The sequence below is a fragment of the Kiritimatiellia bacterium genome (genome assembly GCA_026417735.1).
Lineage (GTDB): Bacteria > Verrucomicrobiota > Kiritimatiellia > PWTM01 > PWTM01 > CAACVY01.
On record JAOACR010000020.1, the window covers coordinates 27,354 to 49,547 of the forward strand.

Sequence of the window (22,194 nt, forward strand, 5' to 3'; positions counted from 1 at the left end):
GCGTCAAGGGGTCAACCTCCCCCCAGCACCGCTCGGGCGATCGAGAAATAAATCAGGATGCCGCCGATGTCGGCCAGCGACGTGATCAGTGGCGCGCCGGCCGCGGCCGGATCGAACCCGAGCCGTCGCAGCCCGAGCGGCAGCAACAGCCCCACCGAACTTCCAAACACGACGACCGTGAACATGCTCGCCGCGACCACCTCCGCGACCCGCGGCGTCCCGCGCGTGAGCGCCAGCGCAAACACCCCCGCCGCCATCACCAGCCCAATCGCCGAGCTCACGCGCAGCTCGCGCCACACCAGCCACGGTACCGCGCCGGGCCGAATCTCGCCCAGCGCCAGCGAACGGACCGCCAGCGTCGCGGTCTGCGAGCCAGCGTTTCCACCGCTGCCGATCAGCAGCGGCAAAAACGACACCAGCACCACCAGTACCGGCTTCAGGCGCTCGCTTTCAAAATCGGGTTGAAAATGCGCCAGCGCAGCGGTGGAAAACATGTTCACGCCGATCAACGTCACGAGCCAGCCGATCCGGCTCCGAAACAGATCCACCAGGCGCGCACGCCGCAAACTGCCCTCGATCGGCGAAATCTTCGCAATCTTGTGGAAGTCCTCCGTCGTCGCCGCCTGCGCGACGTCGAGGATGTCGTCCGACGTGACAATCCCGAGCAGCACCCCCTGGTCGTCCACCACCGGCAGCGCGTACGCGTCATATTTTTTGAACAGCGCGACCGCCTCCTCCTCCGACTGCATCGATCGCAGTACCGGGCCGGTGCCGGGATCCATCAGTTCCCGCAACCGCGTCTCCGGCGGCGCGAGCACCACCCGCCGCAGAGGGATCGAGGCGGTGAGGCGCCCCTCCTCGTCGGTCACGTACAGCACCGCCATCGTCTCGCTGTCCCGCCCGTGCGAACGCAGATGCTCGATCGTCTGCGCTGCGGTCCACTCCGGCCGCACCCGCACCCAGGCGGTGGTCATCCGCCGGCCGACGCTCCCCTCCGGATAGCTCAACAGCGTCAGCGACTCCCGCCGTTGAGACTCCGGCAGCAGATCGAGCAACCGGTGCAACACTTGGGCGGGCAGCTCCTCGAACAACGCGGTGCGGTCATCCGGAGTCAGCCGTGTCAACAGCTCGCGCGCGTCCTCGGAAGCGAGATTCTGTAGCAACCGGTTCTGTACGTCCGCGTCGAGCAGCGAGAAGACCTCCGCCGCCAGCGAGCGCGGCAGCAGCCGGAACACGACCAGCGTGGTGCGGCGGTCCAGCAGGCCGATGAGCTCCGCGATCTCCGGTGCCGGCTGGCGCGCAAGAAAGTTGCGGAGCTCGTTCCACTGCCCCGCCTCGACCATCTCAACGATGTCGACCTTCAGCAGTTCTGAGAGCAGCATCGCGACTTGCGTGCGCGCGGTATCGGAGCGCCGGACCGCCTCGCGCGCGGAGTATACGCTTCGCGCTCGGCCACCGCACGCCGTCGCGGTGCGACCCCCGCCGTCCCTCCCCCGCGGCGCTCACACCACCCGATGGCGCCGCCGCGGGCCGCCGCGGTCACTTGCGCAGCTTCGCGGCGATCTTCTCGCGGATCGCCTGCGCCAGAATGTCGGCGCCATCCGCGTTGAAGTGAATCCCGTCCGAGGCCCGCACCTGCACCACCTTACCGCCAGGACGGATCAGGTAGGGGCTGAAGGTTCCCGGCTTCGGGCTGAACAGCGGCACCACATCAAAAAACTCTGAGACCGCAACCCGCCCGCATTCCGTCCGAATGATGCGGTTGATTCGCTGGCAGTCCTGCTGCAGTTTCGGATCCCGCATGTCGGGCAGGCCAACCCAAAGGATGTAGCCCACCCCGGCCGATTGCAGGGTCCGCAATACCGCCGCCACCCGTGCCGCGTACTCGCGCTCCCACTCCGTGGTTCCGTTGACCACCACCTGCCCCGCGTCCGTTCTCAAGTTCTGCCCGTCATTCGCGCCGAGCAGTAGCACCGCCGCAGACGGCCGGCCCGCCGCCGCCTCGCGCAACTTTGCGGGCCAGTCAAACACATCCGGCCGGGCCAACCCCGTTCCAATCGAGACCACCGTCGTGACCTTCACCGAGGGCGTCGACGCAAACTGCCGCACCACCGACCGCGACACCGCCTGCATCAACGAATCGCCGCAGACCAGCACCTCCTCCGCCCCCCCCCGCGCCGCCACCACTACCCATCCCAGCACCACCGCCGCACATCCGCACCATCGTCGCATCTTCTCGAACCTCCGGGTCGCGGCGGAGTCTGCCGAAGACCCTCGCGCCCCGCAAGTCGTCACGACGAGGCGCGTCCCTTTCCGCACCGCACCGCCGCACCCTCCGCATCAGACGCCGGTGGCACCGCGATCCGCTCCCTTGCACTCAGCGGGAAGCGTCAGCGGCGAGCGGCTCCGCGTACCAGCGCTCCGCAAACCGTTCCAGCGCGTCGCGAAAGCGGTCGATCCGCAGCGTCGTCGACGCCGCCGCCAGCGGACGCACCGCCGCGAGCCAAAGCCGCTGCGCGGCGCCGCCGTGCTCCATCCGCTCGGCGGTCCGAAGCACCGCCCTGCCGTTCAGCAGCGCCGCCGCAAGGTAGAACGCCAGAACCAATCGAACGACGTCGCGACGAGACCGACCTGTGCCGTTGGCGCCGTCCGCCGATGTTCCCGTGCTCATGTGCCGCCTCAGAACTGGAAATAAATGAACGGCGCGACGCCCCGCGGTCCCAGCGCAAAAATCATCGTGATCAGCAGCGCGGCGATCACGCCCGCCACCGCCGGCGCGAGTGTGGCGGCGCGCCGTGCGAGGCCGTCGGCCCGCCGACCGTCGAGCCACTGCATCGCAAACCCCACCGCCATCGTCACCGCGATCGGAACGGTGACGCGCAGCGGCTCACCGCCGCGCGCGAACGCGCCGAGCAGCGCGACCGCATCGTCCAGGCTCCGCGCGCGGAAGAACACGTACGTGACACCGACGAGGTGGAACGTCAGCACCGTCAGCGCCAGCCGCGCCCCGAGGGGCAGCCTCGCGACCGCCTTGGCGGCGCCGCCGCGCCGCGCCCACACCGCCCGCTCCACGATCAGGTACGCACCGTGCAGGGCGCCCCACAGCACGAAGTTCCAGCCCGCACCGTGCCAGAGCCCCCCCAGCAGGAAGGTCGCCATCAGACTGAGCGCGGTACGGCCAAAGCCCCGGCGGGACCCCCCGAGGGGCACGTAAAGATAGTCGCGCAACCACGTCGAGAGCGAAATGTGCCAGCGCCGCCAGAATTCCTGCACCGAGCTCGACAGGTACGGCGCATCGAAGTTCCCCGGAAACTCAAACCCAAGCAGCTTCGCAACCCCGATCGCGATGTCCGAATAGGCCGAAAAATCGCAGTAGAGCTGCACCGCATAGCCGTACACCGCCGCGAGCGCGTCCCACCGCCCGAACATCTCCGGGTGGTCATACACCGGATCCACCAGCAACACGCCGAGCCAGTTGGCAATCACCACCTTCTTGAACAGACCGCCCACGATCAGCACCACGGCCCGGCCCACGTCCAGCCGCTCGGCGGTCGGCGGCGACTCGATCTGCGGCAGAAGGTCCCGCGCACGCACGATCGGCCCCGCGACCAGTTGCGGAAAGAACGCAAGGTAAAGCGCAAAATCCAGCAACGATGCGGCCGGGGGGATTCGGCCCGCCGCGACGTCGAACACATAGCTCATCGCCTGGAACGTGAAGAACGAGATGCCGACCGGCAGCACCACGTCCAGCAGCGGCAGCGAGCACGGCCATCCCAGCCGCGCGCACAGCGCATAGGCATTGACGACGAAAAAACCGTAGTACTTGAAAAAGCCGAGCGCCAACAGGTTGGCCGCTGTCGCGAGCGCGACCCAGGCGCGGCGGCGGCCCGGGGAGGGGCTGCGCGCCAGCGCCCGCGCAATCGCATGGTTCACCACCGAGGAGCCGGCGATCAGCCCCAGAAACCGCCAGTCCCACCACCCGTAGAACACGTAGCTGGCCGCCAGCAGAAACCACTTGCGCGCGGTCGGCCGACCGATCAGCCACCAGTGGCCGGCGAACACGATCGCGAAGAACACTGCGAAGGTGAGCGTCGGGAACAGCATCGCGGGCTGGTCGCGGCCTCAGAACTTGTACCGCACGCCGCCGAGCAGCGAGATCTCGTTGTAGTTCGGGTTCCGGTTGTACGAAAACTCCCCGTTCAGCACCCAGTGCTCGCCGATGGGCTTGCGGAACGAAATCGCCAGCCCCAACACCGGTTCCCAGTCCTCCTCCGGCGGAGGGCCCGGATCAAAGCGCAGCAACCGCGCACGCGCGACCGTCGCCCGGTACCGCTCCTCCTCTTCCGGCCGCACGTCTTCACGCCCGATGCCCAGCCGCAACCGTACGTTGTAGTACATTCGCAGATAGTTCCCGCGCACACCCGTCTCGATCGCATATCGCTGCAGATGGTACGGCGTCCAGTACGCGCGACTCTCATGCTCGGCGCTGTCCCACGAGGCCCGCAGTCCGACGCGGAAGCCGGTGCGCTCGTGCAGCGTCCACGACGTCGAGGCGGCGAAATGATCGCGAACATTGTCGTCGGTGAAGTCATACCGGATCGCGGAAAGCAGCAGCGACCAGGGGTCTTGCAGCCGCACGTTCGCCACACCCATCAGCATGTGGTAGCGGATGTCCTCGACGATCGCGAGCGCGGACGGGTGAACATCGTGCTCATAGCGCAGCAGCAGATCCACCGGCGGAACCGGCCGCAACTGGCTCTCGAGCGAACCCGCGAGGACCTGTTGGTGTGCATCGCCCGCGTACATGCGCTCCAGCAGCTCCCCCGCGAGGTACACGCCGTTCGGAAAGGTGAACATCGCCCGGCCGCCGACGGTTCGCTCGTCCACATCGTAGCGGCGTCCGATCGGGGAGACCTCAATCGTTGGAATTCGACGACGGCCGAAGCGCCGGACCACGGCATTCGTAAGCAGATCGGTCACGTCCTGCCGGAAGTGGCCGATGCCGGCGCGCCCTTCCAGCTGCAGGTTCGGCGTCACGTTCAGACCCGCCAGCCCGTACAGCCGCCAATGCTGCCGGTCCTGGTTGTCGCGAAAGTATTCCGCGTCCGCGCCGACGTACGGTTTGCGCAGCTCGAGCGTCCAGGGGGATTTTTTGATCGTGCCGGGCCGCTCCGCCGGCGCCCGGAACGTGCCGGCGAGCCGCTCCTCGACGTATTTGCGCACGCGCGCGAGCGGGCGCTCGGGATAGCCGGCCTCCTCCAACGACCGCAGCGCGTCACGCGCCGCGTACAGCTTGCCCTCCAGCGCGCAGTACTCCGCGCGCAGCCGCCGGGCCAGGAACACGGGGTGATGCTCGTACAGATAGTCCACCACGTCCTCGCCGCTCATCCATCGATCTGGCTCGTGGCGCTGGTAGAGCAGCGGGTCGTCGCCGGCCACCGCATAGCCGAACACGCTTTGAATGAACCCCACCTGGAAGTGCCGGCGCGCGTGCGTGAGAATCCGCCCGACGGGATCGTCCACGTTGGTCTCGTCCTCTTGGCCAATGTCCCCGAACGGGTACGCGACAAAGTTCACCGGCCCGCCGAGCTCGCGCTGAAGGATCGCCCGGCTTTCGCGGAACTCTCGCGCGAGCCGCTGGTCATATTCGGCCGGCGTTTCCATGCGGCCGAGGTCCGCGCGCCAGATGAGATTCGGCAGCGCGTGCCAGAGCCGGCCGCTCGCATCCACCGGCGTCAGAATCGCGCCCTCGAGCATGTGGCCACCGAACTCCCAACATCCCGCCTTCGCATATTCGCGCAACATGTCCCACGTGCAGATAAAGGGATGGTTCTGCAGGATGTAGCCGACCGGCACGTGCATCGAGAACACCAGCCCCAGCTCCGTCCCCACCTGCGTGCCGTACCGCATCGAATCGCGCCGGGCATCGTCGAAGCTCACGGCGACCATCAGCGGCACGGCGCCGCCCGCGGGCCGCGCGAATCCCGGCCCGCGCAGCACCGGCCGCACCGCGATCGCCTCATTCGTCGCCGCCCGCTGGCCGAGCACCGTGGGCAGCTCGCTGCAACGCACAAACCGGACCCGCGCCTTCTGCAGCGCGACCATGTGCTCGCGAAACCGGTCCACCGACAGCGCATCCGTGAAGTACCGGCTGGGCAGCAACCCGTGGTAGAGCAGCACGGCCACCGCCCCCTGCAGGCCGAGCTGCTCGAGCTGCCGCAGCGCCTCGTGGGCCTTATAGAAATCGCCCCGGGCCGACTCGATCCGGGCCAGGTGATAGAGCAGATAAGGGTCCTGCGGATTGAACCGGCTCAGCGCCACCAGCTGCTCGCGGGCGGCGTCGTACTGCTTCGCCGCCAGATACACCTCCAACAGCCCCTTGCGCGCCCGGATGTTGTAGGGGTTGCGGTCGCGCAGCACCGCGATGAACTCTCGTTCCGCGTCCGGCAGCATCATGTCCATCAGCAGCAGCTCGCCGAGCAGCAAACGCGCATCGACCGAGGTGGGGTTCTCCGCGAGTCGCTCCCGGCTCAGATCAATCGCTTCCCGCAGCCCGTACACGCGCGGCTCGGCCTTGTGCAACCGCACCAGCAGCCGGATCAGGCGCGCACGGTAGCGCTCCTTTTCCAGTTGAGTCTTCGCAGTCGCCATCATTCGGCGCAAGTGCGGCACCGCTTCCGCGGGCTTGTCGCCAAACTCCGCGAGCGAGGCCATCACATCCAGCGCGGTCGCGTCGTCCGGCACCACGTCGAGCACCCGCCTGGCCAGCTCCCGCGCCCCCTCCGCGTCGTTGGTGTGCAGCCGGCAGAGCGCCTCGAAGCCCATGTAGGACGGTTCGTCCGGTGCCACCTCGCGCAGGCGCTGCCACAGCGGCAACGCGCGCTCAAACTGCCACGCATAGGTCAGCGCCTTCGCGTATTCCATCAGCACATCGAGCCGGTTCGGATCCGCCGACAGCAACGACTCCAGCATCGGAATCGCCTCATCGCTCGATCCCTTCCAGAGCAGCACCCGGGCCAGATCAAAGCGTGTGCCCGGATTGTCCGGCGCCAGCTCCAAGCTCTTCCGGTTGTACTCGATCGCACGCTCCAGGTCGTTCTCCGCCGCCGCCGCGCGCGCCAACCAGCTCCACGCCGCTGCGTTCCGGGGATCCAGCGCCAGCAGCCGGCGCCACAGCGCGATCGCGTCCTCCTTGCGCCCCAGCGCCCAGTAACTCCAGCCCAACTGCTCCCAGGCGGCCGTGACGCCCGGATCCTCCCGAATGATCTCCTCCAGCAGCGGCACCGCCTGCTCGTGCCGTTGCTCCCGCGTTAACGCAATCGCCTCCTCCAACCGCTGCACGACCGCCCGCGCAGTGGGCTCCTGCGCCACCGGCGCAAGCTGACGCGAGGCCGGCGGCGCCGAAGTCACCACCGCGGCCCCCGCCCCCGGTGCTGCGCCCGACGGCCCGCGGAACAGCTCAAAAAACAATCCTACCGGGCCACCGGCAGGGGCGGCGGGAGCAACCGGCGGCGCAGAGGTCGCCACCGCCACCGGAGCCTCGCCAGTCGAAACCGGCGCCGGCGTCGGTGCCGCCGGGGGCGCAGAGGTGAGCACCGCCACCGGCGGCGCCGGTACTGCGGGCACCACCAGGTTGGTTGCCGCCGCGCGTTGCGGGGGAACAGCTTCCGAAACCCGACGAATCTCCAGCGCCGGCGACGCCGACGGCCGTGCCCGATCGCGACGGATGGTCAGTTCCTCATTCGTGGAGGCCCCCACCACCCCCACCACGAGCATCCCTAACTCCGCGCAACGCCAAGCCCACCGCTCAGGCGCCAGACCGATCCACCGGCACCGCGCGGCCGCTCCGCGCCGCGCTGTCCCCGTTTCACGGGGCCCTCCTCGCCGACCGCCCACTTCCCGTCCCATGGTCATGGTCCCACAATACGCCATCTCTTGCCGTGTTGTCACGGCCCAAACAACCGCTAACCTAGCGCCACATGTCCTCGCGCTTCGCAGCTGGTCGTCGGCGCCCCGACTGGACCGACCCGCTCACCGGCGCATGGAACCGCCGATGGCTGCGGGCCCGCCCGCGCCTGCGCACGCCCCGAGACGACCAGCGGCTGCTGGCGGTAATGCTGTTCGATGCCGATTCGCTCGGACGCGTGAACGACCGCGAGGGCTTTGGCGCCGGCGACGTCTGCCTCGTCGCCGTCTACCGTGCGCTCGTCCGCGCGCTCGGTCCCGTCACTCCCATCGTCCGCATCGGCGGCGACGAGTTCCTGGCATCGACCCGCGTTCCGACGCGCGCGGACGCCGTTCGGACTGCCCGCGCCGCGCTTCGAGAAATCAGCACCGACCGCGAGCTGCGGCGGCGCAGACTTGGCGTATCCGCCGGCATCGCGCTCACGCGAGGCGGGATGTGTCGGGACTGGCTCACATTGACCGATGCCGCCTACCGAGCGCTCTCTCGCGCAAAGCGCGCCGGCGGCCGGCGCGTGCGCACGACATGGGTCTGATCCGCATCACGGGCGGGCAGTGGGGGGGACGCCGCATCCGGGTGCCCCCGCGCGGCGTTCGTCCAACGTCCGATCGCGTCCGCCAGGGGGTCTTCTCCTCGCTGGCCGCCGCGATGCCCGGCGCCCGAGTACTGGACCTGTTCGCCGGCAGCGGCGCCTACGGCATTGAAGCGCTCAGCCGGGGCGCCGCGGCCGCATGCTGGGTGGAGAGAGATCGGGCCGCGTGCGCGAAACTCACCGAGAATCTTCGCGCGCTGATGCCGGCCGGCCCGCTGCCTGCCGACTGGCGCGTCATTTGTGCCGATGCGACCCGACCGGACAGCTACCAGGCGTTCGGCCCCTTCGATCTGATCTTCGCCGATCCGCCATATCGCTTCGCGACCGAGCCGTCGCGGTTGTTGGCGCTGCTGCGGGCGCTCGCGGCCGCACCGATTCTGCGGCCGGGCGGTGCGCTGGTGCTCGAACTGTCTCGCCGCACCCCGCTGCCGCCAACCGCAGACTGGACGGTCGAGCGGGCGCACACGGTCGGAGAGTCGCAGTGGATTGTGCTGCGGCGAACGAGCGCTCCGGCTTGTGCGGATGCAAATCCGCCGCTATGCTGAGCGATCTGTTCCGCTTGCCCGTGACCGCGGCGCGGGTGGCGCGGAGCCGAATCCCGGGAGCGTGTGGATGAAAGATATACCGGTCGACAAGGTTCGCAACGTCGCATTGCTCGGACACACCGGTAGCGGCAAAACCACGTTGCTGGATGCGCTGTTGTTCCGGCTCGGGCTCAACGACCGCAAGGGGCAGCCCGACAACGGCACCAGCGCCGCCGACTGGACCGACGAAGAAAAGGACCGAAAAATGACGGTGTGGTCCAAACCGTTCGAGCTTCGGCGCGCGGGTGCGGGCGGTGTCGAGCGGTTCGTGGTGCTGGACACGCCGGGCTATGCGGATTTCGTGGGCCAGATGATCTGCGCGGCGTCCGTCGCGGACGCGGCACTGGTGGTGGTGGACGCGGTCGCGGGCGTGCAGGTCGGGACGGTGCGCGCCTGGAGGTTGTGCGAACAGCTCGGCCTGCCGCGCGGGATCGTGATCACCGGCCTCGACCGGGACAACGCGAATGCTGGCGCGGTGCTCGCGGCGATTCAGTCCGCCTGGGGTTCCCGCTGTCTGCCCGTGACGCTGCCGACGGCCGACCTCTCCACCGTGGTGCGCGCGGATGACCCCGGCGCACAGGGCGAAGCGGAAGCGGCCCGGGCGCGGTTGATGGAGGCGGCCGCGGAAGCCGACGACGCGCTGCTCGAAAAGTACCTCGGCGGCGAGCCACTCAGCGAGCAGGACGTTGCGGTGGGTCTGCGCCGCGCGGTGGCGGCCGGCTCGTTCGTGCCCGTCTTCGCGGTGTGCGCGCGCACCGATGCCGGTCTCGCGGAGCTGCTCGACGGTCTTGCCCGCTACTTTCCCTCGCCACTCGACCGCCCCCGCCCCGCCTCGGACGGTTCGCCGGTGGATCCCTCACCTGACGCGCCGTTCGTCGGGCAGGTCTGGCGGACCATCGCGGATCCGTTCGCCGGGCAGCTGTCGCTCTGCCGCGTGTTCGGCGGCACCTTGCGGGCGGATAGCGAAGTGGTGAACCTCGCGCAGGGCTCGCGAGAGCGCATCGGCTCACTGCTGCTGCTCAACGGTCGCAAGCAGGAGATGGTGCCTGAGGCCCATGCGGGAGACGTGATCGCACTTGCGAAGCTGAAATCCACCCGTTTCAACGACACCCTCGCCGCAGTCCCCTCCCAGCCCGCGCTTCGGCCGATCTCCGTCCCCAACCCCGTGATGGCCTACGCGGTGGCGCCGAAAACGCAGGGGGACGATGACAAGCTGATGGCCGGCCTGCAGCGCGTCGCGGAGGAAGACCCGACACTGCGGCTCGAACGCAATCCGGACACACACCAGCTGATCCTCTCCGGCATGGGCGACACGCAGATCAACGTCGCGGTGGAGAAAATGCGCCGCCACAACCGTCTCGAGGTGGTGCTCTCCCCGCCGAAAATCGCGTACCGCGAGACCGTCACCGGGCGCGGCGAGGGTCACTACAAACACAAGAAACAAACCGGCGGGCGCGGCCAGTACGCGGAGGTCTACCTGCGTTTGCAGCCGCTGCCCCCGGGAGACAACGAGTGGTTCGTGGACGCCATCGTGGGGGGGGCGATCCCCGGCAACTTTCTACCCGCGGTGCAGAAGGGGTTGCTGGAGGCGATGAGCGCCGGTCCGCTCGCCGGCGCGCCCGTTGTGAACGTGAAAGTGACCGTCTACGATGGCTCCTACCACGAGGTCGACTCCTCGGAGATCGCGTTCAAAATCGCCGCCGCCCGAGCCTTCAAGGACGGGATGCTCAACAGCAAGCCAGTGCTGCTGGAGCCGATCATGAAGCTGCGTGTGATTGTGCCCGAACAGTGCATGGGCGACGTCACCGGTGACCTCAACCACCGTCGCGGCCGCATTCTCGGCATGGACACCGAGGATGGTATGCAGGTGGTCACCGCGGAGGTGCCGCAGGCGGAGCTCTTTCAGTACTCTTCCCAGCTTCGCAGCATGACCGGTGGGCGCGGCACGTTTGAAATGGAGTTCTCCCGGCTCGAAATCGTGCCGTCGAACATCGCGCAGCGTGTGATCGCGGAGGCGCAAAAGGCGCGCCAGCCCGAGGAGGAATGATCGCGCCCGCCGCGCAAACCAAGGAGCCCCGACATGAGTGGTCACAGCAAGTGGGCGACGATCAAACACAAGAAAGCCGCCACCGACGCGAAGCGCGGGAAGATTTTCAGCAAACTCGCGCGAGAAATCATGGTCGCCGCGCGCCAGGGTGGAGGCGATCCGGCCACCAACATCACGCTGCGCTCGCTCGTCCAAAAGGCGAAAAGTGTGAACATGCCGGCGGAGAACGTCGAGCGGGCGATCAAGAAAGGAACCGGCGAGCTGGATGCGGGTCAGCAGTACGAGGAAGTCATCTACGAAGCGTTCGGTCCCGGCGGCGTCGGCATCATCGTGCAGGTACTCACCGACAACCGCAACCGCTCCGCCGCGGAAGTCCGCCATGTCTTTTCGCGCCACAACATCAGCCTTGGTGCACAGGGTAGCGTCGCGCGCGGCTTTCGCCGGCGGGGCGTGATCCGCGTGCCGGCGGACAAGGTCGCGGAGGACCGGCTGCTCGAAATCGCGCTGGAGGCCGGCGCCGACGATATGGAGCGCGATGATGGCCAGTTCGTCATCACAACCGAACCCGCTGCGTTCCAGCGCGTCACGGAAGCCATCGTCGCCGCCGGTATTCCGGTGGAGCAGTCGGAGGTGACCCTGCTGCCGGACCTCTGGGTCACGGTGTCGGATCCCGCCGTCGCGCGGGAAATCGTCAAGCTGGTGGACGCGCTCGAGGACCTGGACGACGTGCAGAACGTTTACACCAACCTCGATGTAGACGAGGCGGTGCTGAGGGAGGTCACCTGAGAGACGCCGTGGCTGGCCGCGCCGATTCGGCGGGTATCCTCGGACTCGACACCGCGCTGCGCTGCAGCGGCTACGCGGTGATCCGCCGCGCGGGCGCGGGGTGGGAGGCGGTGGAGCTGGGGCGAATCCATAACCCCGCCGGCCGCCCTGTCGCCATTGCGCTGCTCCACCTGCACGCAGAACTCAGCGACCTGCTCCGCCGGCACGCCCCCGCCGCGGTTGCCATCGAAGGCGTCTTTCACGCCCGGAACGCCCGCACGCTTTTGGCGCTCGGCCAAGCCCGCGGCGCCGTCCTCGTCGCTTGCGCGGCGGCCGGCATACCGGTTTTCGAATATTCACCGCGCGAAGTGAAGCGTGGCGTGACCGGCCACGGCCAGGCCGACAAATCGCAAGTTGCCCGCATGGTGCAGGCGATGCTCGGGTTGCCCGCCCCGCCCCCGCCGGACGAGGCGGACGCCGCCGCGATCGCGCTCTGTCACGCCCACGCCACCGGCGCTCGCGCGCTGGGCCTCGTGCGGCGGCTCGATGCGGCTCACAACGGAGACCCCCCGCCATGACCGCCCGCCTCCTCGACGGGCGCGCGGTGGCCGCCCAGATTCGGGACGAACTGCGCCCCCGTATCGCCGCGCTGGCCGCCGCCGCGGGCCGACCGCCCGGCCTGGCGGTGGTCCGGGTCGGCGACGATCCCGCCTCTCAGTCCTACGTCGCCGCAAAACGCCGCGCCTGCTCGGAGCTCGGCCTGGTCTCCATCGAATGCCACCTGCCCGCAACCGCGAGCCGCGCGGACATCCTCGCCGCGGTGGAGCGCTTCAACGAGGACCCCACCGTCGATGGCATCCTGGTCCAGTTGCCGCTGCCCGACCCTTCCATCGAGGCGGATGTGATTGAGGCGATCCGGCCAGACAAGGACGTGGACGGGTTCCACCCTCTCAACGTCGGCCGGATGCTGCTGGGGCTGCGCGCGTTCCTGCCCTGCACCCCGCACGGCATCGTGCAGCTGCTGCGCAGGTCCGGCATTGCAACGCCCGGTGCCCACGTGGTCGTGATCGGCCGAAGCCACATCGTGGGCCGGCCGCTGGCGCACCTGCTCAGCCGCAAGGGGCCCGACGCAGACGCCACGGTGACGCTCTGCCACACCCGTACGAGGGACCTCGCCGCACACACCCGCCAGGCCGACATCGTCGTGGCCGCCGCAGGCCGCCCCGGCACGGTCCGCGGTGACATGATCCGCGAGGGGGCCGTCGTCGTGGACGTCGGCGTCAACCGCTTGCCCGATCCAACGCGGGCCTCCGGCTACCGTCTCGTCGGCGACGTGGACTTTGAGTCTGTCGCCCCACGCGCCGCCGCAATCACCCCCGTGCCCGGCGGCGTGGGTCCGATGACGATCGCGATGCTGCTGGCCAACACCGTCGCCGCTGCGGAATGGCGTGGCGCCGCGCGATGAGTATCCTGAACCGCTACGTCGGGATCGGCTACCTCGTCCATCTGGTCGGCGCACTGGTGGTGTTCTCGGTGGTGATGGCGATCGGCTCGGTGGTGCAGGCGATCGATTTGGTCGCGCGCGGCGCCTCCGCGCCCGTGCTCGCCCGCTACATGGCGCTGAACGTGCCCTACATCCTCCAGTACACGCTGCCAATGAGCGTGATGACCGCGACGCTGCTGCAGTTCACGCGGCTCTCCCTCGACGGCGAAATCACCGCGATGAAGGCCTGTGGGCTCAGCCTCTGGCAGATCGCCTCGCCGGTGCTGCTGGTGGCGACGCTGGTCGCCGCTCTCGCGATGGTCGTCACGCAGTGGGTCTCCCCCCGCAGTCGGCTCGCGCAGCGGGTGCTGCTGACGCAGCTGGCCGGGGAGGATCCGCTGCAGCTCATCGAGTCCGGCCGCTGGATCCGCGACTTCCCCGGTCTGCTCGTCTATGTCGGCGGGCGCAACGGGACGCACCTCACGGACATTGTGATCCATCAACTCGACGCGGCGAATGCGGTGCGGCTCTCCATCCGCGCCCGCAAAGGCGTCGTGGAGCTGTCGCCGGAACCGCCGGCGCGCCTGATCCTGGACCTCTACCAGGTCCGGATGGAGGAACCCGACCGCCGCGACCCTCTCAACCCCCTCCGCGCACGGGTAATGTTCGCGGAGCACAACCGTCAGACCGTGGACATCGCACAGCTCACGCGGCGATCCGGCGTGAAGCGGAAAATCTCCGACTTCACCGGCCCGGAACTCCTCGCGATGATCGCCGGCGCCGACGCAGAGCCGCCCCTCCCCGAGGTCGTGCGCCGGGACCAGCAGGCGCGTGTGCTGATCGAGATGAACGGTCGTCTCGCGATGTCCTTCTCGTGCCTCGCGATGGCGCTGGTCGGCATACCACTGGGGCTGAGATCGCGCCGCCGAGAATCCTCCGTGGGCGTGATCGTGAGCCTCGCGGTGGTCTTTACGTTCTATTTTTTTCTGATGATGGGGCGCTCGATGGCCGGCCGACCGCAGCTCTACCCCGAACTGTGGGCGTGGATCCCTGTGGTCGTCGCCGAAGCTGCCGGCCTATGGCTGATCGAGCGGTCAAACTGATGAGCGACGGCCGCCCCCGGATCCTGGTCACGAACGACGACGGCATTCACGCGCCGGGCATCCGCGAGCTCGCGCGGGCGCTGCGGCCGCTGGGTCGAGTCACCATCGTTGCGCCCGACACCGAACGCAGCGCGGTGGGCCATGCAATCACGCTCTCCGACCCGATCAAAATGCGCGCGGTGCGTGACGATGGTCGCCTGGTCGGCTACGCGGTGGGCGGAACACCCGCCGACTCGGTGAAACTGGCGGTTTGCGCGCTGTTGCGCCGGCGGCCGGATCTGGTCGTCAGTGGGATCAATCTGGGCCCGAACGCCGGCATCGCGGTGCTCTACTCCGGTACCGTCTCCGCCGCCACCGAAGGCACCCTCCTCCACATCCCCAGCCTCGCGATCTCGCTGAACACGTTCGACCAGCCGCAGTGGGCGACCGCCGCCCGCGCGGCGGCCGAGCTCGCCAACGGCCTGCTGCGCCATCCGCTGCCGCGGGGCGTGCTGCTCAACGTGAACGTGCCGAACCTGCCGTGGGAGCAGATCCGCGGCTACGCACCGGCCCGCATGGCTCGCTCACGCTTCGTCGAGGTTTTTCACCGGCGCCGGGACCCGCGCGGCAACCTCTACTTCTGGATGGACGGCTATCTCGAAACCGACGGGCCGCGCGAGGGCACTGACCTGAAGCTGCTGGCGGACGGTTGGATCACGCTCACACCGGTGCACTTCGACCTCACCCACCACCGGGCGCTCACCCACCTCCGGCGCTGGTGCGGTCGGCTCAACCGGTCGCGCCACTGAGGCCGCGCTCAGCCGTACTTTTTCTGAAAGCGCGGCGGACGATCTTTCTCCTCATCGACTGGCGGCGGGGCCGTGGGTTCGGCGCCAGCCGGCGTCGGGGGGGTCGCGCCGGCCGTCACACTGGCCGCCGGCGCCGCCGGCGCGTCGGCCGGCGCACCGCCCCGCTGCGCCCGAACCGCAAGGTCAGAGACCCGCACGAAGCTCAGCTGCAAACCCGATATCGTCTCCGCGATCGCGGCGTCCTCCTCCGGCGTGCGCCGCCCCCGCGTCTTTTCATCCAGATCATGCAGGATCTCGATCAAATGCGATGCGAACTCGAGGTCCACATACACCTCGTTGCGCTCGTTAGGGCCGCCCGCCCCGAGCGCGGTCATCGCGTGCGTCGCCAGAATGCCCAGCAGGCTGATGAACGGCGTCGGTTCCGGCTCACGGTCGGGGCTCATCCGCGTTCCTCCGCAGTGTTGATCGGCTCCCGCGTCGCCGACGCGACGACGACCGCCTGGGTTCAACCGGCGGCAAAAACGGGAACCGGAATGCCTCGTCAAAATCGTACACCGCAACGAAGTCCTCGGGCTTGTCGTCGGGCGAGGCCAGCAGCACCTGTTCCCGAACCAAATGAAAGACTAATTCGCCGATGTCTTCCGTGGAGCGGATCCCCCAGTGGTCCAGCACCCGTTGCGCCATCGGCCCGAACCGCTCGAGCGCCAACGTGCGCACCGCGTGGCAGACCTCCCGGCCGTTCAGGTGGATCAGCGCCTGCCCGGACCTGGGCTGTCGCCGCTCGACCTCGCGGTCCAACGCCTCGCGCAGAAACTGATAGGCCTCCTCTCGATACCGCGAATCGCGCGCCCGGATCCGCGCAACAGCCTCGTCGAAATCCACCCCCGGCACCATCGTTTACCTCAAAGGTCGCACCGGAGCTGCACGCTCACAGCGCCGCCGCAATCTGGTCGCGGATCGTGCGCGCTTCCTCCGCAGTGGCGTAGGAGCGCGCCGCCCAGTTCCAACGGTGACCGTCCTCCCGGAACCGCGGGATCACGTGCACGTGCACATGCGGCACCACTTGGCCGGCCGCCGCCCCGTTCGCGACGAACACGTTCACGCCGTCCGCGGAAAGGCCCCGCAACATGGCGCGGGCGACTCGCTGCGCGCCCTCCACCAGGCGGTGAAGCATCCGCTCGGGCGCGTCGGTCAGCAGCTCCACGTGAGTGCGGGGCACCACGAGCGAGTGCCCCTTGATAATCGGCGCAATGTCCAAAAACGCGAGCGTCTCCTCGTCCTCAAACAAACGATTCGCGGGAAGTTCCCCCGCGATGATCCGGCAAAACACGCACGACTGAGAGCTGCCCGCCTGGCTCATCTCGCACCCTTCGCCCGGGACGCCGGCACCCCGCCGCGCGTGGGGTGGATGACGGGATTCGAACCCGCGACACCCAGGGCCACAACCTGGCGCTCTGCCAGCTGAGCTACATCCACCGTATCCCGGGCCGCACTATGATGCCCCCACCGCCACAAAAATCAAATCACCGCCGTCCCCCACAGTCCCCATCGTCGCCCGGATTGGCACGGCTGTGGAGCCCCGGCCTCCAATCGTTGGAACCGGCGCGGCCTCGGCGTTCCAACGCTGGGACGCCCCTACGAGGGCTCCGCGCTGGCCACTTCGACGGCGCATCGCCCCTCCGCACACCGTATCGCTCTGCTCATTTCCACTCGCGCTGCAACCGGCTTCGCAGAAACGTTGACGTTGTCCCCATATCGCGCCATCATGCCGCCGTGCAACCGACTGCCGGAAGAGGTCGCACAGGTCGGAGAGCGTGGCAATGATGAGTGACGGGGGCGAAATCGGAATCGGGATCGTCGGTCTCGGCTTCATGGGGGTCACTCATCTCCGTCACTGGATGACGATTCCCGGGGTGCGGGTGAGTGCGCTGTGCGATGCGAAACGGCTGCCTGCGGATGGCGACTTTTCCACGGTCGCCGGCAACATCGGGAGCGGCGCCCCATTGAAGGTCGACCCCTCGCGCGTGCGGATGACGGCCAGGTTCGAGGAGCTGCTCGCGGATCCGGAGGTCCAGCTGGTAGACATCTGCGTACCGACGGTCGCGCACAAGCCGTTGGCGCTTGCGGCGCTGCGGGCTGGCAAGCACGTGGTCTGCGAGAAGCCTTTGGCGCGCACGGCGGCGGACGCGTACGAGATCGCTCAGTCTGCTGAGTCCTCGCAGCGGATTCTGTTGCCCGCGATGGTGATCCGATTCTGGCCGGAGTATCGCTGGCTGAAACACGCGATCGCGGACCGCCGCTACGGCGAGGTGATCGCCGCTCGATTCACCCGCCTCGCAGAGCCCCCCACCTGGAGCCCGGACTTCATGGATGGGGCGCGCTCGGGCGGCGCGCTGCTCGACTTGCACATCCATGACGTGGACTTCATCCAGCACTGCTTCGGCCCGCCGCTGGCGGTCTGCGCGGTCGGACGCGTCGTACGCAGCGGAGCGGTGGATCACGTGGCTGCGGTCTACCGCTTGCGCGGCGGGGCCGCAGTGTCGGCGGAGGGCGGCTGGGTAATGACCCCGGGGTCCGGTTTTGTCATGTCGTGGCAGGTCGTCTGGGAACGCGCCAGCGCGGAGTATGACTGCCGGCGGGGCGCGGAATCACTACGGCTGATCGAGGCGGGCCGGCCGCCCCGAACAATCGTCGCTCCCGGGCCGGACGGCTACCGCGCAGAGCTCGAGTACGCGGTGGAATGTATCCGCACCGGTCGGCGGCCCGCCACAGTCACCGCGCGCGAGGCCGCCCACGCGGTGGCGATCTGTGAGGCGGAGGAAGCGTCGATCCGCCGCGGCGGCGAAGTCGTTCCGGCTCTCCGAACCGCCTGAAACCGCACGAGGAGAACTCCAATGCTCAGCCGACGTGTTGTGCTGCAGACTGGCGTGGCGCTTGCGGCGGGCCTCACCCGTTCACTCACCGCGGCCGAGCGCGCCCGATCGATCGGCGCGAACGACCGGATCCGGATCGGACTGATCGGATGCGGAGGCCGCGGCGTCGGCGCCCACATGAAGGCGATCCGAGACCACGCACAGGCCGCCAACGCGGCGGTGGTCGCGGTCAGCGACCCCTGGCGGGTCGCGGCGGAGAAAGCCGCCGCCCAAGCGGGGGAATGGTTCGGCTCGCCGGCACGAGTGTACCGCACGTGGCAGGAACTGCTGGGCGCGGAGGACCTCGACGCGGTTATGATCGCATCGCCGGATCACGCGCACGCCGCCCAGCTGGAAGCCGCCGCCCGAGCGCGCAAACACGCCTACGTCGAGAAGCCACTCGCGAACCGGATGCCCGAGCTATTGCGCGCGGTCGACGCGGTGCGCGAGTCCGGCATCATCGTGCAGTGCGGCACGCAGCTGCGCAGCATGCCCGGCGCAGTGGGCGCCCGAGAGCTGATGCGCAGCGGAAAGCTCGGCCGCGCCTCGCGCGCAGAACAAATTCGCAATGCGGAGCGCCCCTACTGGTATGGCTACCTGAAAAAGGACGTGCGCCGGGAGGATGTCGACTGGGAGCAGTTCCTCATGGGGATCACCGGCGTCGAGTTCGACGCGGTCGTCTACTCCGCATGGTACGGGATCTGGCGGTTCAGTCAGGGGCCGGTGCCGCAATGGGGCGTTCATTTTCTGGATACGATCCACTACATCCTCGGCCTCGGTCTTCCCGAGACCTGCGTATGCCTCGGTGGGCGGTACACGTGGCGCGACGTGCCCCAGTTCGATGTGCCCGACCAGGTGCACGCGCTCTGGCACTACCCCGAGGGGGTGATGGTCAGCTACACGACGAACTTCGGAAACGGATTCGGGAACACCACCCGCATCCTCACCGACCGGGGCGTGCTGAAGCTCGACAAGGGCAATGCCCCCATCTACACCGCCGAAGGCGGAATCCATCGCGACGGTTCGATCCGGGGCGAAAATGTCGTCGAGCCGGTCGAACGACCGGATCATTTTCTGGACTGGCTGCAGTGCCTGCGGTCGGGTTGCACGCCGCACGCGCCGATCGAAGCCCGCTACCAGCACGCGGTGGCCAGCATTATGGCGACCGAATCCTACGAAACCGGCCGCCGGATGCGCTACGACGCGCAACGCCGGGCGATCGTTCCTGACGGGTGACCGTCCCCGGCCGCGCCGGCGCGGGCCTCAGCATGCCGCATCGCGCAGCAGCCGCGTGCGCAGCACGTACGGCAGAATCCCGCCGTGCCGCAAATATTCGATCTCCGCGCGGCTGCTCAGACGTGCGATTGCCTCGAACACGAGCCGGCTGCCGTCCGGCCGTTCCGCGATCACCTGCACCGTTGCGCCGGGACACAGGTCCGCCAGGCCGCGGATCGTCACCCGCTCATGCCCCGTCAGTCCGTGCGCAGCGGCCGTGTGTCCCTCGGAGAACTGCAGCGGCAGCACACCCATCTCCACTAGATTGCTGCGGTGGATCCGCTCGAAGCTTTCCGCGATCACCGCGCGCACTCCGAGCAAAGCGGGCCCCTTCGCCGCCCAATCGCGCGAGGAGCCCGCCCCATACATGCGCCCCGCAATCACCACCAGCGGGACGCCGGCGGCACGATACCGTTCCGCTGCCTCGAACACGGTCACCACTTCGCCGGAGGGAACGTGCAGCGTCCATCCCCCTTCGCGTTCGACCATCCGATTGCGCAGCCGGACGTTCGCGAAGGTGCCGCGGATCATCACCTCGTGATTGCCCCGCCGCGCCCCATAGCTGTTGAACTCTGCCGGCCGCACGCCGCGCTCCTGCAGATACCGACCCGCCGGGCTGTCCACCGGAATGTTGCCGGCCGGGGAGATGTGGTCGGTGGTCACGAAATCGCCGAGCACGACCAGCACCGCGGCGCGCTCAATGTCGGCCAGCGGCGCCGGTTCGTCAGGCACCCCGCGCACAAAAGGCGGTTCGCGCAGATATGTGGAGTCGGGCCGCCACGCGAACACCTCCCCGCCTGCGCCGCTGATCGCGGCCCACGCGGGCACACGAGCGGCCGGGTCTGCATACGCAGCGACGAAATCCTCCGGCTGCACACACCGCTCGACCAGCTCCGCCACTTCCGCAGCCGACGGCCAGAGCTCCTCCCATCCCACCGGCCGCCCCGCCGCATCCACCCCCACCGGCTCGCGCCGCCAATCTCCGCGCACCGTCCCACGCAGCGCCGCAATCACCACCATCGGCGGCGAGGCCAGATAGTTCGCGCGCGTCAGCGGATGCACCCGCCCTTCGAAGTTCCGGTTCCCGCTCAGCACCGCCGCCACCACCAGCTGCCGGCGGCGAATCTCCTCCTCCACCTCCGGCCGCAGCGGACCGCTGTTGCCGATGCAGGTCGCGCAACCGTACGCCGCGATGTGGAATCCCAGCGCCTCAAGGTGCTCCAGCAGCCCAGCGCGCCGCAGAAACGCGGCCGCCGCCAGTGATCCCGGCGCGAACGAGGTCTTCACCCACCACGGCACACGCAATCCGCGCTCCACCGCCCGCCGCGCGACAAGTCCCGCCGCGATCAACAACGACGGGTTCGAGGTGTTGGTGCACGAGGTGATCGCGGCGACCACCACCGCGCCGTGATCGAGCGAACCGCGCCCCTCCCGGACCGCCGGCACTGGCGCGGCGCCAGCCGCGCACAATTGCTCGAAACTGCGCCCCACCTCACTGAGCGTCAGCCGCTCGTGCGGACGACGCGGGCCGGCCAGCGTGGGCTCGACCGAGCCGAGGTCGAACTCGACCACCGATTCGTAGTCCAACCCCTCGTCCGTCGAGGGGTCCCACCACAGCCCCAGCGCCCGCGCCCCCTGCTCCACCCGCGCCACCAGCGAGGCCGGCCGACCGGTCCGCCGCAGGTAGACCAACGTCGACGCATCTACAGGGAACCAGCCCGTCGTCGCGCCGTACTCCGGCGCCATGTTCGCTAGCGGTGCCCGGTCTTCCACCGACAGACCCGCTAACCCCGGCCCGAAAAACTCGACCATGCGGTCCACCACCCCGTGCGCGCGCAGACGCTGCGTCAGCATCAGCGCCGCATCCGTCGCCGTCGCGCCCGACGGCAGCCGGCCGGTCAGCCGAACACCGACGACCCGTGGCGGCGCCAACGGAATCGGCTGGCCGAGCATCGCGGCCTCCGCCTCAATGCCGCCGACGCCCCACCCCAGAACGCCAAGACTGTTGATCATCGTGGTGTGCGAGTCGGTGCCGACGACCGTGTCCGGCACCCACGCGCGGCGGCCGTCGGCCAACGTCTCTATACGGATCACCTCCGCGAGGTGCTCCATGTTCACCTGATGACATATGCCGAGTCCCGGCGGAAACACGCGTAGCCGGCCGAATACCGCCTGCCCCCATCGGAGGAACTCGTACCGTTCCCGATTCCGCTCGAACTCCAGACGGGCGTTCTCCGCCAATGCTTGCGGCGAGCCCGCCACATCAATCTGCACAGAATGGTCAATCACCAGATCCACGGGGATGAGCGGCTCGACGCGCCGCGCCTGACCGCCCCGCCGCGCGATCTCCGATCGCAGCGCAGCCAGGTCCGCCACACACGGCACACCCGTGAAGTCCTGCAGCAGCACGCGGGTCGGCCAGAACGGCACTTCGATGTCGGAGCCCGGTGCGGCCACTCCCGCGAGTGCGCGCAGCACATCCGGCGCGCGCTCCACCTCGTCCCACCGGCGCAACACCGCCTCGATCAGCGGCCGCACACAGCGGGGCAGCCGCGCGAGGGGTACCCCCGTGAAACGCTCAAACGCCACGAGGTCTACGCACACCACCGGACCTTCGTGGTCGGAGGTCAGCGTCCGCCATGAAATACCTGCGCTCATTCGCACAACTCCACGAAACCCCCT

Annotated in this window: 19 protein-coding genes and 1 tRNA gene; 10 read left to right on the plus strand and 10 right to left on the minus strand. The window is 68.7% G+C overall.

Annotation, left to right across the window (positions count from 1 at the left end; translation table 11 throughout):
- Window positions 1–11: 11 nt before the first annotated feature.
- The 5 genes from mgtE to N2652_10035 form a co-directional block, all read right to left on the minus strand.
- The gene (gene mgtE / locus N2652_10015) at window positions 12–1,382 is read right to left on the minus strand and encodes a magnesium transporter (GenBank protein ID MCX7819520.1); all 1,371 of its coding nucleotides are present in this window, start codon (window positions 1,380–1,382) and stop codon (window positions 12–14) included.
- 157 nt (window positions 1,383–1,539) lie between these two features.
- Window positions 1,540–2,232, minus strand: coding sequence for a DUF459 domain-containing protein (locus N2652_10020; protein MCX7819521.1), 693 nt, complete (start codon window positions 2,230–2,232; stop codon window positions 1,540–1,542).
- A gap of 145 nt (window positions 2,233–2,377) precedes the next feature.
- Complete coding sequence (locus N2652_10025) at window positions 2,378–2,671, minus strand: hypothetical protein (protein MCX7819522.1); 294 nt, start codon at window positions 2,669–2,671, stop codon at window positions 2,378–2,380.
- Window positions 2,672–2,679: 8 nt separating this feature from the next.
- The gene (locus N2652_10030) at window positions 2,680–4,104 is read right to left on the minus strand and encodes an MBOAT family protein (GenBank protein ID MCX7819523.1); all 1,425 of its coding nucleotides are present in this window, start codon (window positions 4,102–4,104) and stop codon (window positions 2,680–2,682) included.
- Between the two features lie 18 nt (window positions 4,105–4,122).
- Window positions 4,123–7,776: a tetratricopeptide repeat protein gene (locus tag N2652_10035; protein ID MCX7819524.1), complete on the minus strand. Its 3,654-nt coding sequence runs from the start codon at window positions 7,774–7,776 to the stop codon at window positions 4,123–4,125.
- A 203-nt stretch (window positions 7,777–7,979) separates the two neighbouring features.
- On the opposite strand from N2652_10035, the gene N2652_10040 reads away from it, so the two are divergent.
- The 8 genes from N2652_10040 to surE all read left to right on the plus strand — a co-directional run bounded on the left by N2652_10040 (window position 7,980) and on the right by surE (window position 15,325).
- On the plus strand, window positions 7,980–8,498 hold the full coding sequence (locus tag N2652_10040; GenBank protein ID MCX7819525.1) for a GGDEF domain-containing protein: 519 nt from the start codon (window positions 7,980–7,982) through the stop codon (window positions 8,496–8,498).
- Window positions 8,489–9,100: a 16S rRNA (guanine(966)-N(2))-methyltransferase RsmD gene (gene rsmD / locus N2652_10045; GenBank protein ID MCX7819526.1), complete on the plus strand. Its 612-nt coding sequence runs from the start codon at window positions 8,489–8,491 to the stop codon at window positions 9,098–9,100. The genes N2652_10040 and rsmD overlap by 10 nt, the downstream gene beginning before the upstream one ends.
- A 67-nt stretch (window positions 9,101–9,167) precedes the next feature.
- Window positions 9,168–11,186, plus strand: a complete 2,019-nt coding sequence (gene fusA, locus N2652_10050; GenBank protein ID MCX7819527.1) for an elongation factor G — start codon at window positions 9,168–9,170, stop codon at window positions 11,184–11,186.
- A gap of 33 nt (window positions 11,187–11,219) precedes the next feature.
- Complete coding sequence (locus tag N2652_10055; protein MCX7819528.1) at window positions 11,220–11,972, plus strand: YebC/PmpR family DNA-binding transcriptional regulator; 753 nt, start codon at window positions 11,220–11,222, stop codon at window positions 11,970–11,972.
- Window positions 11,973–11,980: 8 nt separating this feature from the next.
- Complete coding sequence (gene ruvC / locus N2652_10060) at window positions 11,981–12,529, plus strand: crossover junction endodeoxyribonuclease RuvC (protein ID MCX7819529.1); 549 nt, start codon at window positions 11,981–11,983, stop codon at window positions 12,527–12,529.
- Window positions 12,526–13,416, plus strand: a complete 891-nt coding sequence (gene folD, locus N2652_10065; GenBank protein MCX7819530.1) for a bifunctional methylenetetrahydrofolate dehydrogenase/methenyltetrahydrofolate cyclohydrolase FolD — start codon at window positions 12,526–12,528, stop codon at window positions 13,414–13,416. Before ruvC ends, folD begins: the two co-directional genes overlap by 4 nt.
- Window positions 13,413–14,537 (plus strand): LptF/LptG family permease, encoded by a 1,125-nt coding sequence (locus tag N2652_10070; protein MCX7819531.1) that lies wholly within the window; start codon window positions 13,413–13,415, stop codon window positions 14,535–14,537. Before folD ends, N2652_10070 begins: the two co-directional genes overlap by 4 nt.
- Window positions 14,513–15,325, plus strand: a complete 813-nt coding sequence (gene surE / locus N2652_10075; GenBank protein MCX7819532.1) for a 5'/3'-nucleotidase SurE — start codon at window positions 14,513–14,515, stop codon at window positions 15,323–15,325. Before N2652_10070 ends, surE begins: the two co-directional genes overlap by 25 nt.
- Before the next feature lie 8 nt (window positions 15,326–15,333).
- On the opposite strand, the gene N2652_10080 is transcribed toward surE, so the two are convergent.
- The 4 genes from N2652_10080 to N2652_10095 form a co-directional block, all read right to left on the minus strand.
- Window positions 15,334–15,768 (minus strand): DUF1844 domain-containing protein, encoded by a 435-nt coding sequence (locus tag N2652_10080; protein ID MCX7819533.1) that lies wholly within the window; start codon window positions 15,766–15,768, stop codon window positions 15,334–15,336.
- Window positions 15,752–16,219, minus strand: a complete 468-nt coding sequence (locus N2652_10085; GenBank protein MCX7819534.1) for a hypothetical protein — start codon at window positions 16,217–16,219, stop codon at window positions 15,752–15,754. The genes N2652_10080 and N2652_10085 overlap by 17 nt, the downstream gene beginning before the upstream one ends.
- A gap of 34 nt (window positions 16,220–16,253) precedes the next feature.
- Window positions 16,254–16,685 (minus strand): HIT domain-containing protein, encoded by a 432-nt coding sequence (locus tag N2652_10090; protein MCX7819535.1) that lies wholly within the window; start codon window positions 16,683–16,685, stop codon window positions 16,254–16,256.
- A 40-nt stretch (window positions 16,686–16,725) separates the two neighbouring features.
- Window positions 16,726–16,801 (minus strand) — tRNA-His (locus N2652_10095).
- Between the two features lie 344 nt (window positions 16,802–17,145).
- Between N2652_10095 and N2652_10100 the strand changes: the two genes are divergently transcribed.
- Both N2652_10100 and N2652_10105 read left to right on the plus strand, forming a co-directional pair.
- Window positions 17,146–18,198 carry a Gfo/Idh/MocA family oxidoreductase gene (locus N2652_10100; protein ID MCX7819536.1) on the plus strand — a complete coding sequence of 351 codons (1,053 nt, stop codon included), beginning with the start codon at window positions 17,146–17,148 and terminating at the stop codon, window positions 18,196–18,198.
- A gap of 21 nt (window positions 18,199–18,219) precedes the next feature.
- Window positions 18,220–19,473, plus strand: coding sequence for a Gfo/Idh/MocA family oxidoreductase (locus tag N2652_10105; protein MCX7819537.1), 1,254 nt, complete (start codon window positions 18,220–18,222; stop codon window positions 19,471–19,473).
- Window positions 19,474–19,500: 27 nt separating this feature from the next.
- Here N2652_10105 and acnA read toward each other — a convergent pair whose 3' ends face one another.
- Window positions 19,501–22,170: an aconitate hydratase AcnA gene (gene acnA, locus N2652_10110; protein ID MCX7819538.1), complete on the minus strand. Its 2,670-nt coding sequence runs from the start codon at window positions 22,168–22,170 to the stop codon at window positions 19,501–19,503.
- Between the last annotated feature and the right edge of the window lie 24 nt (window positions 22,171–22,194).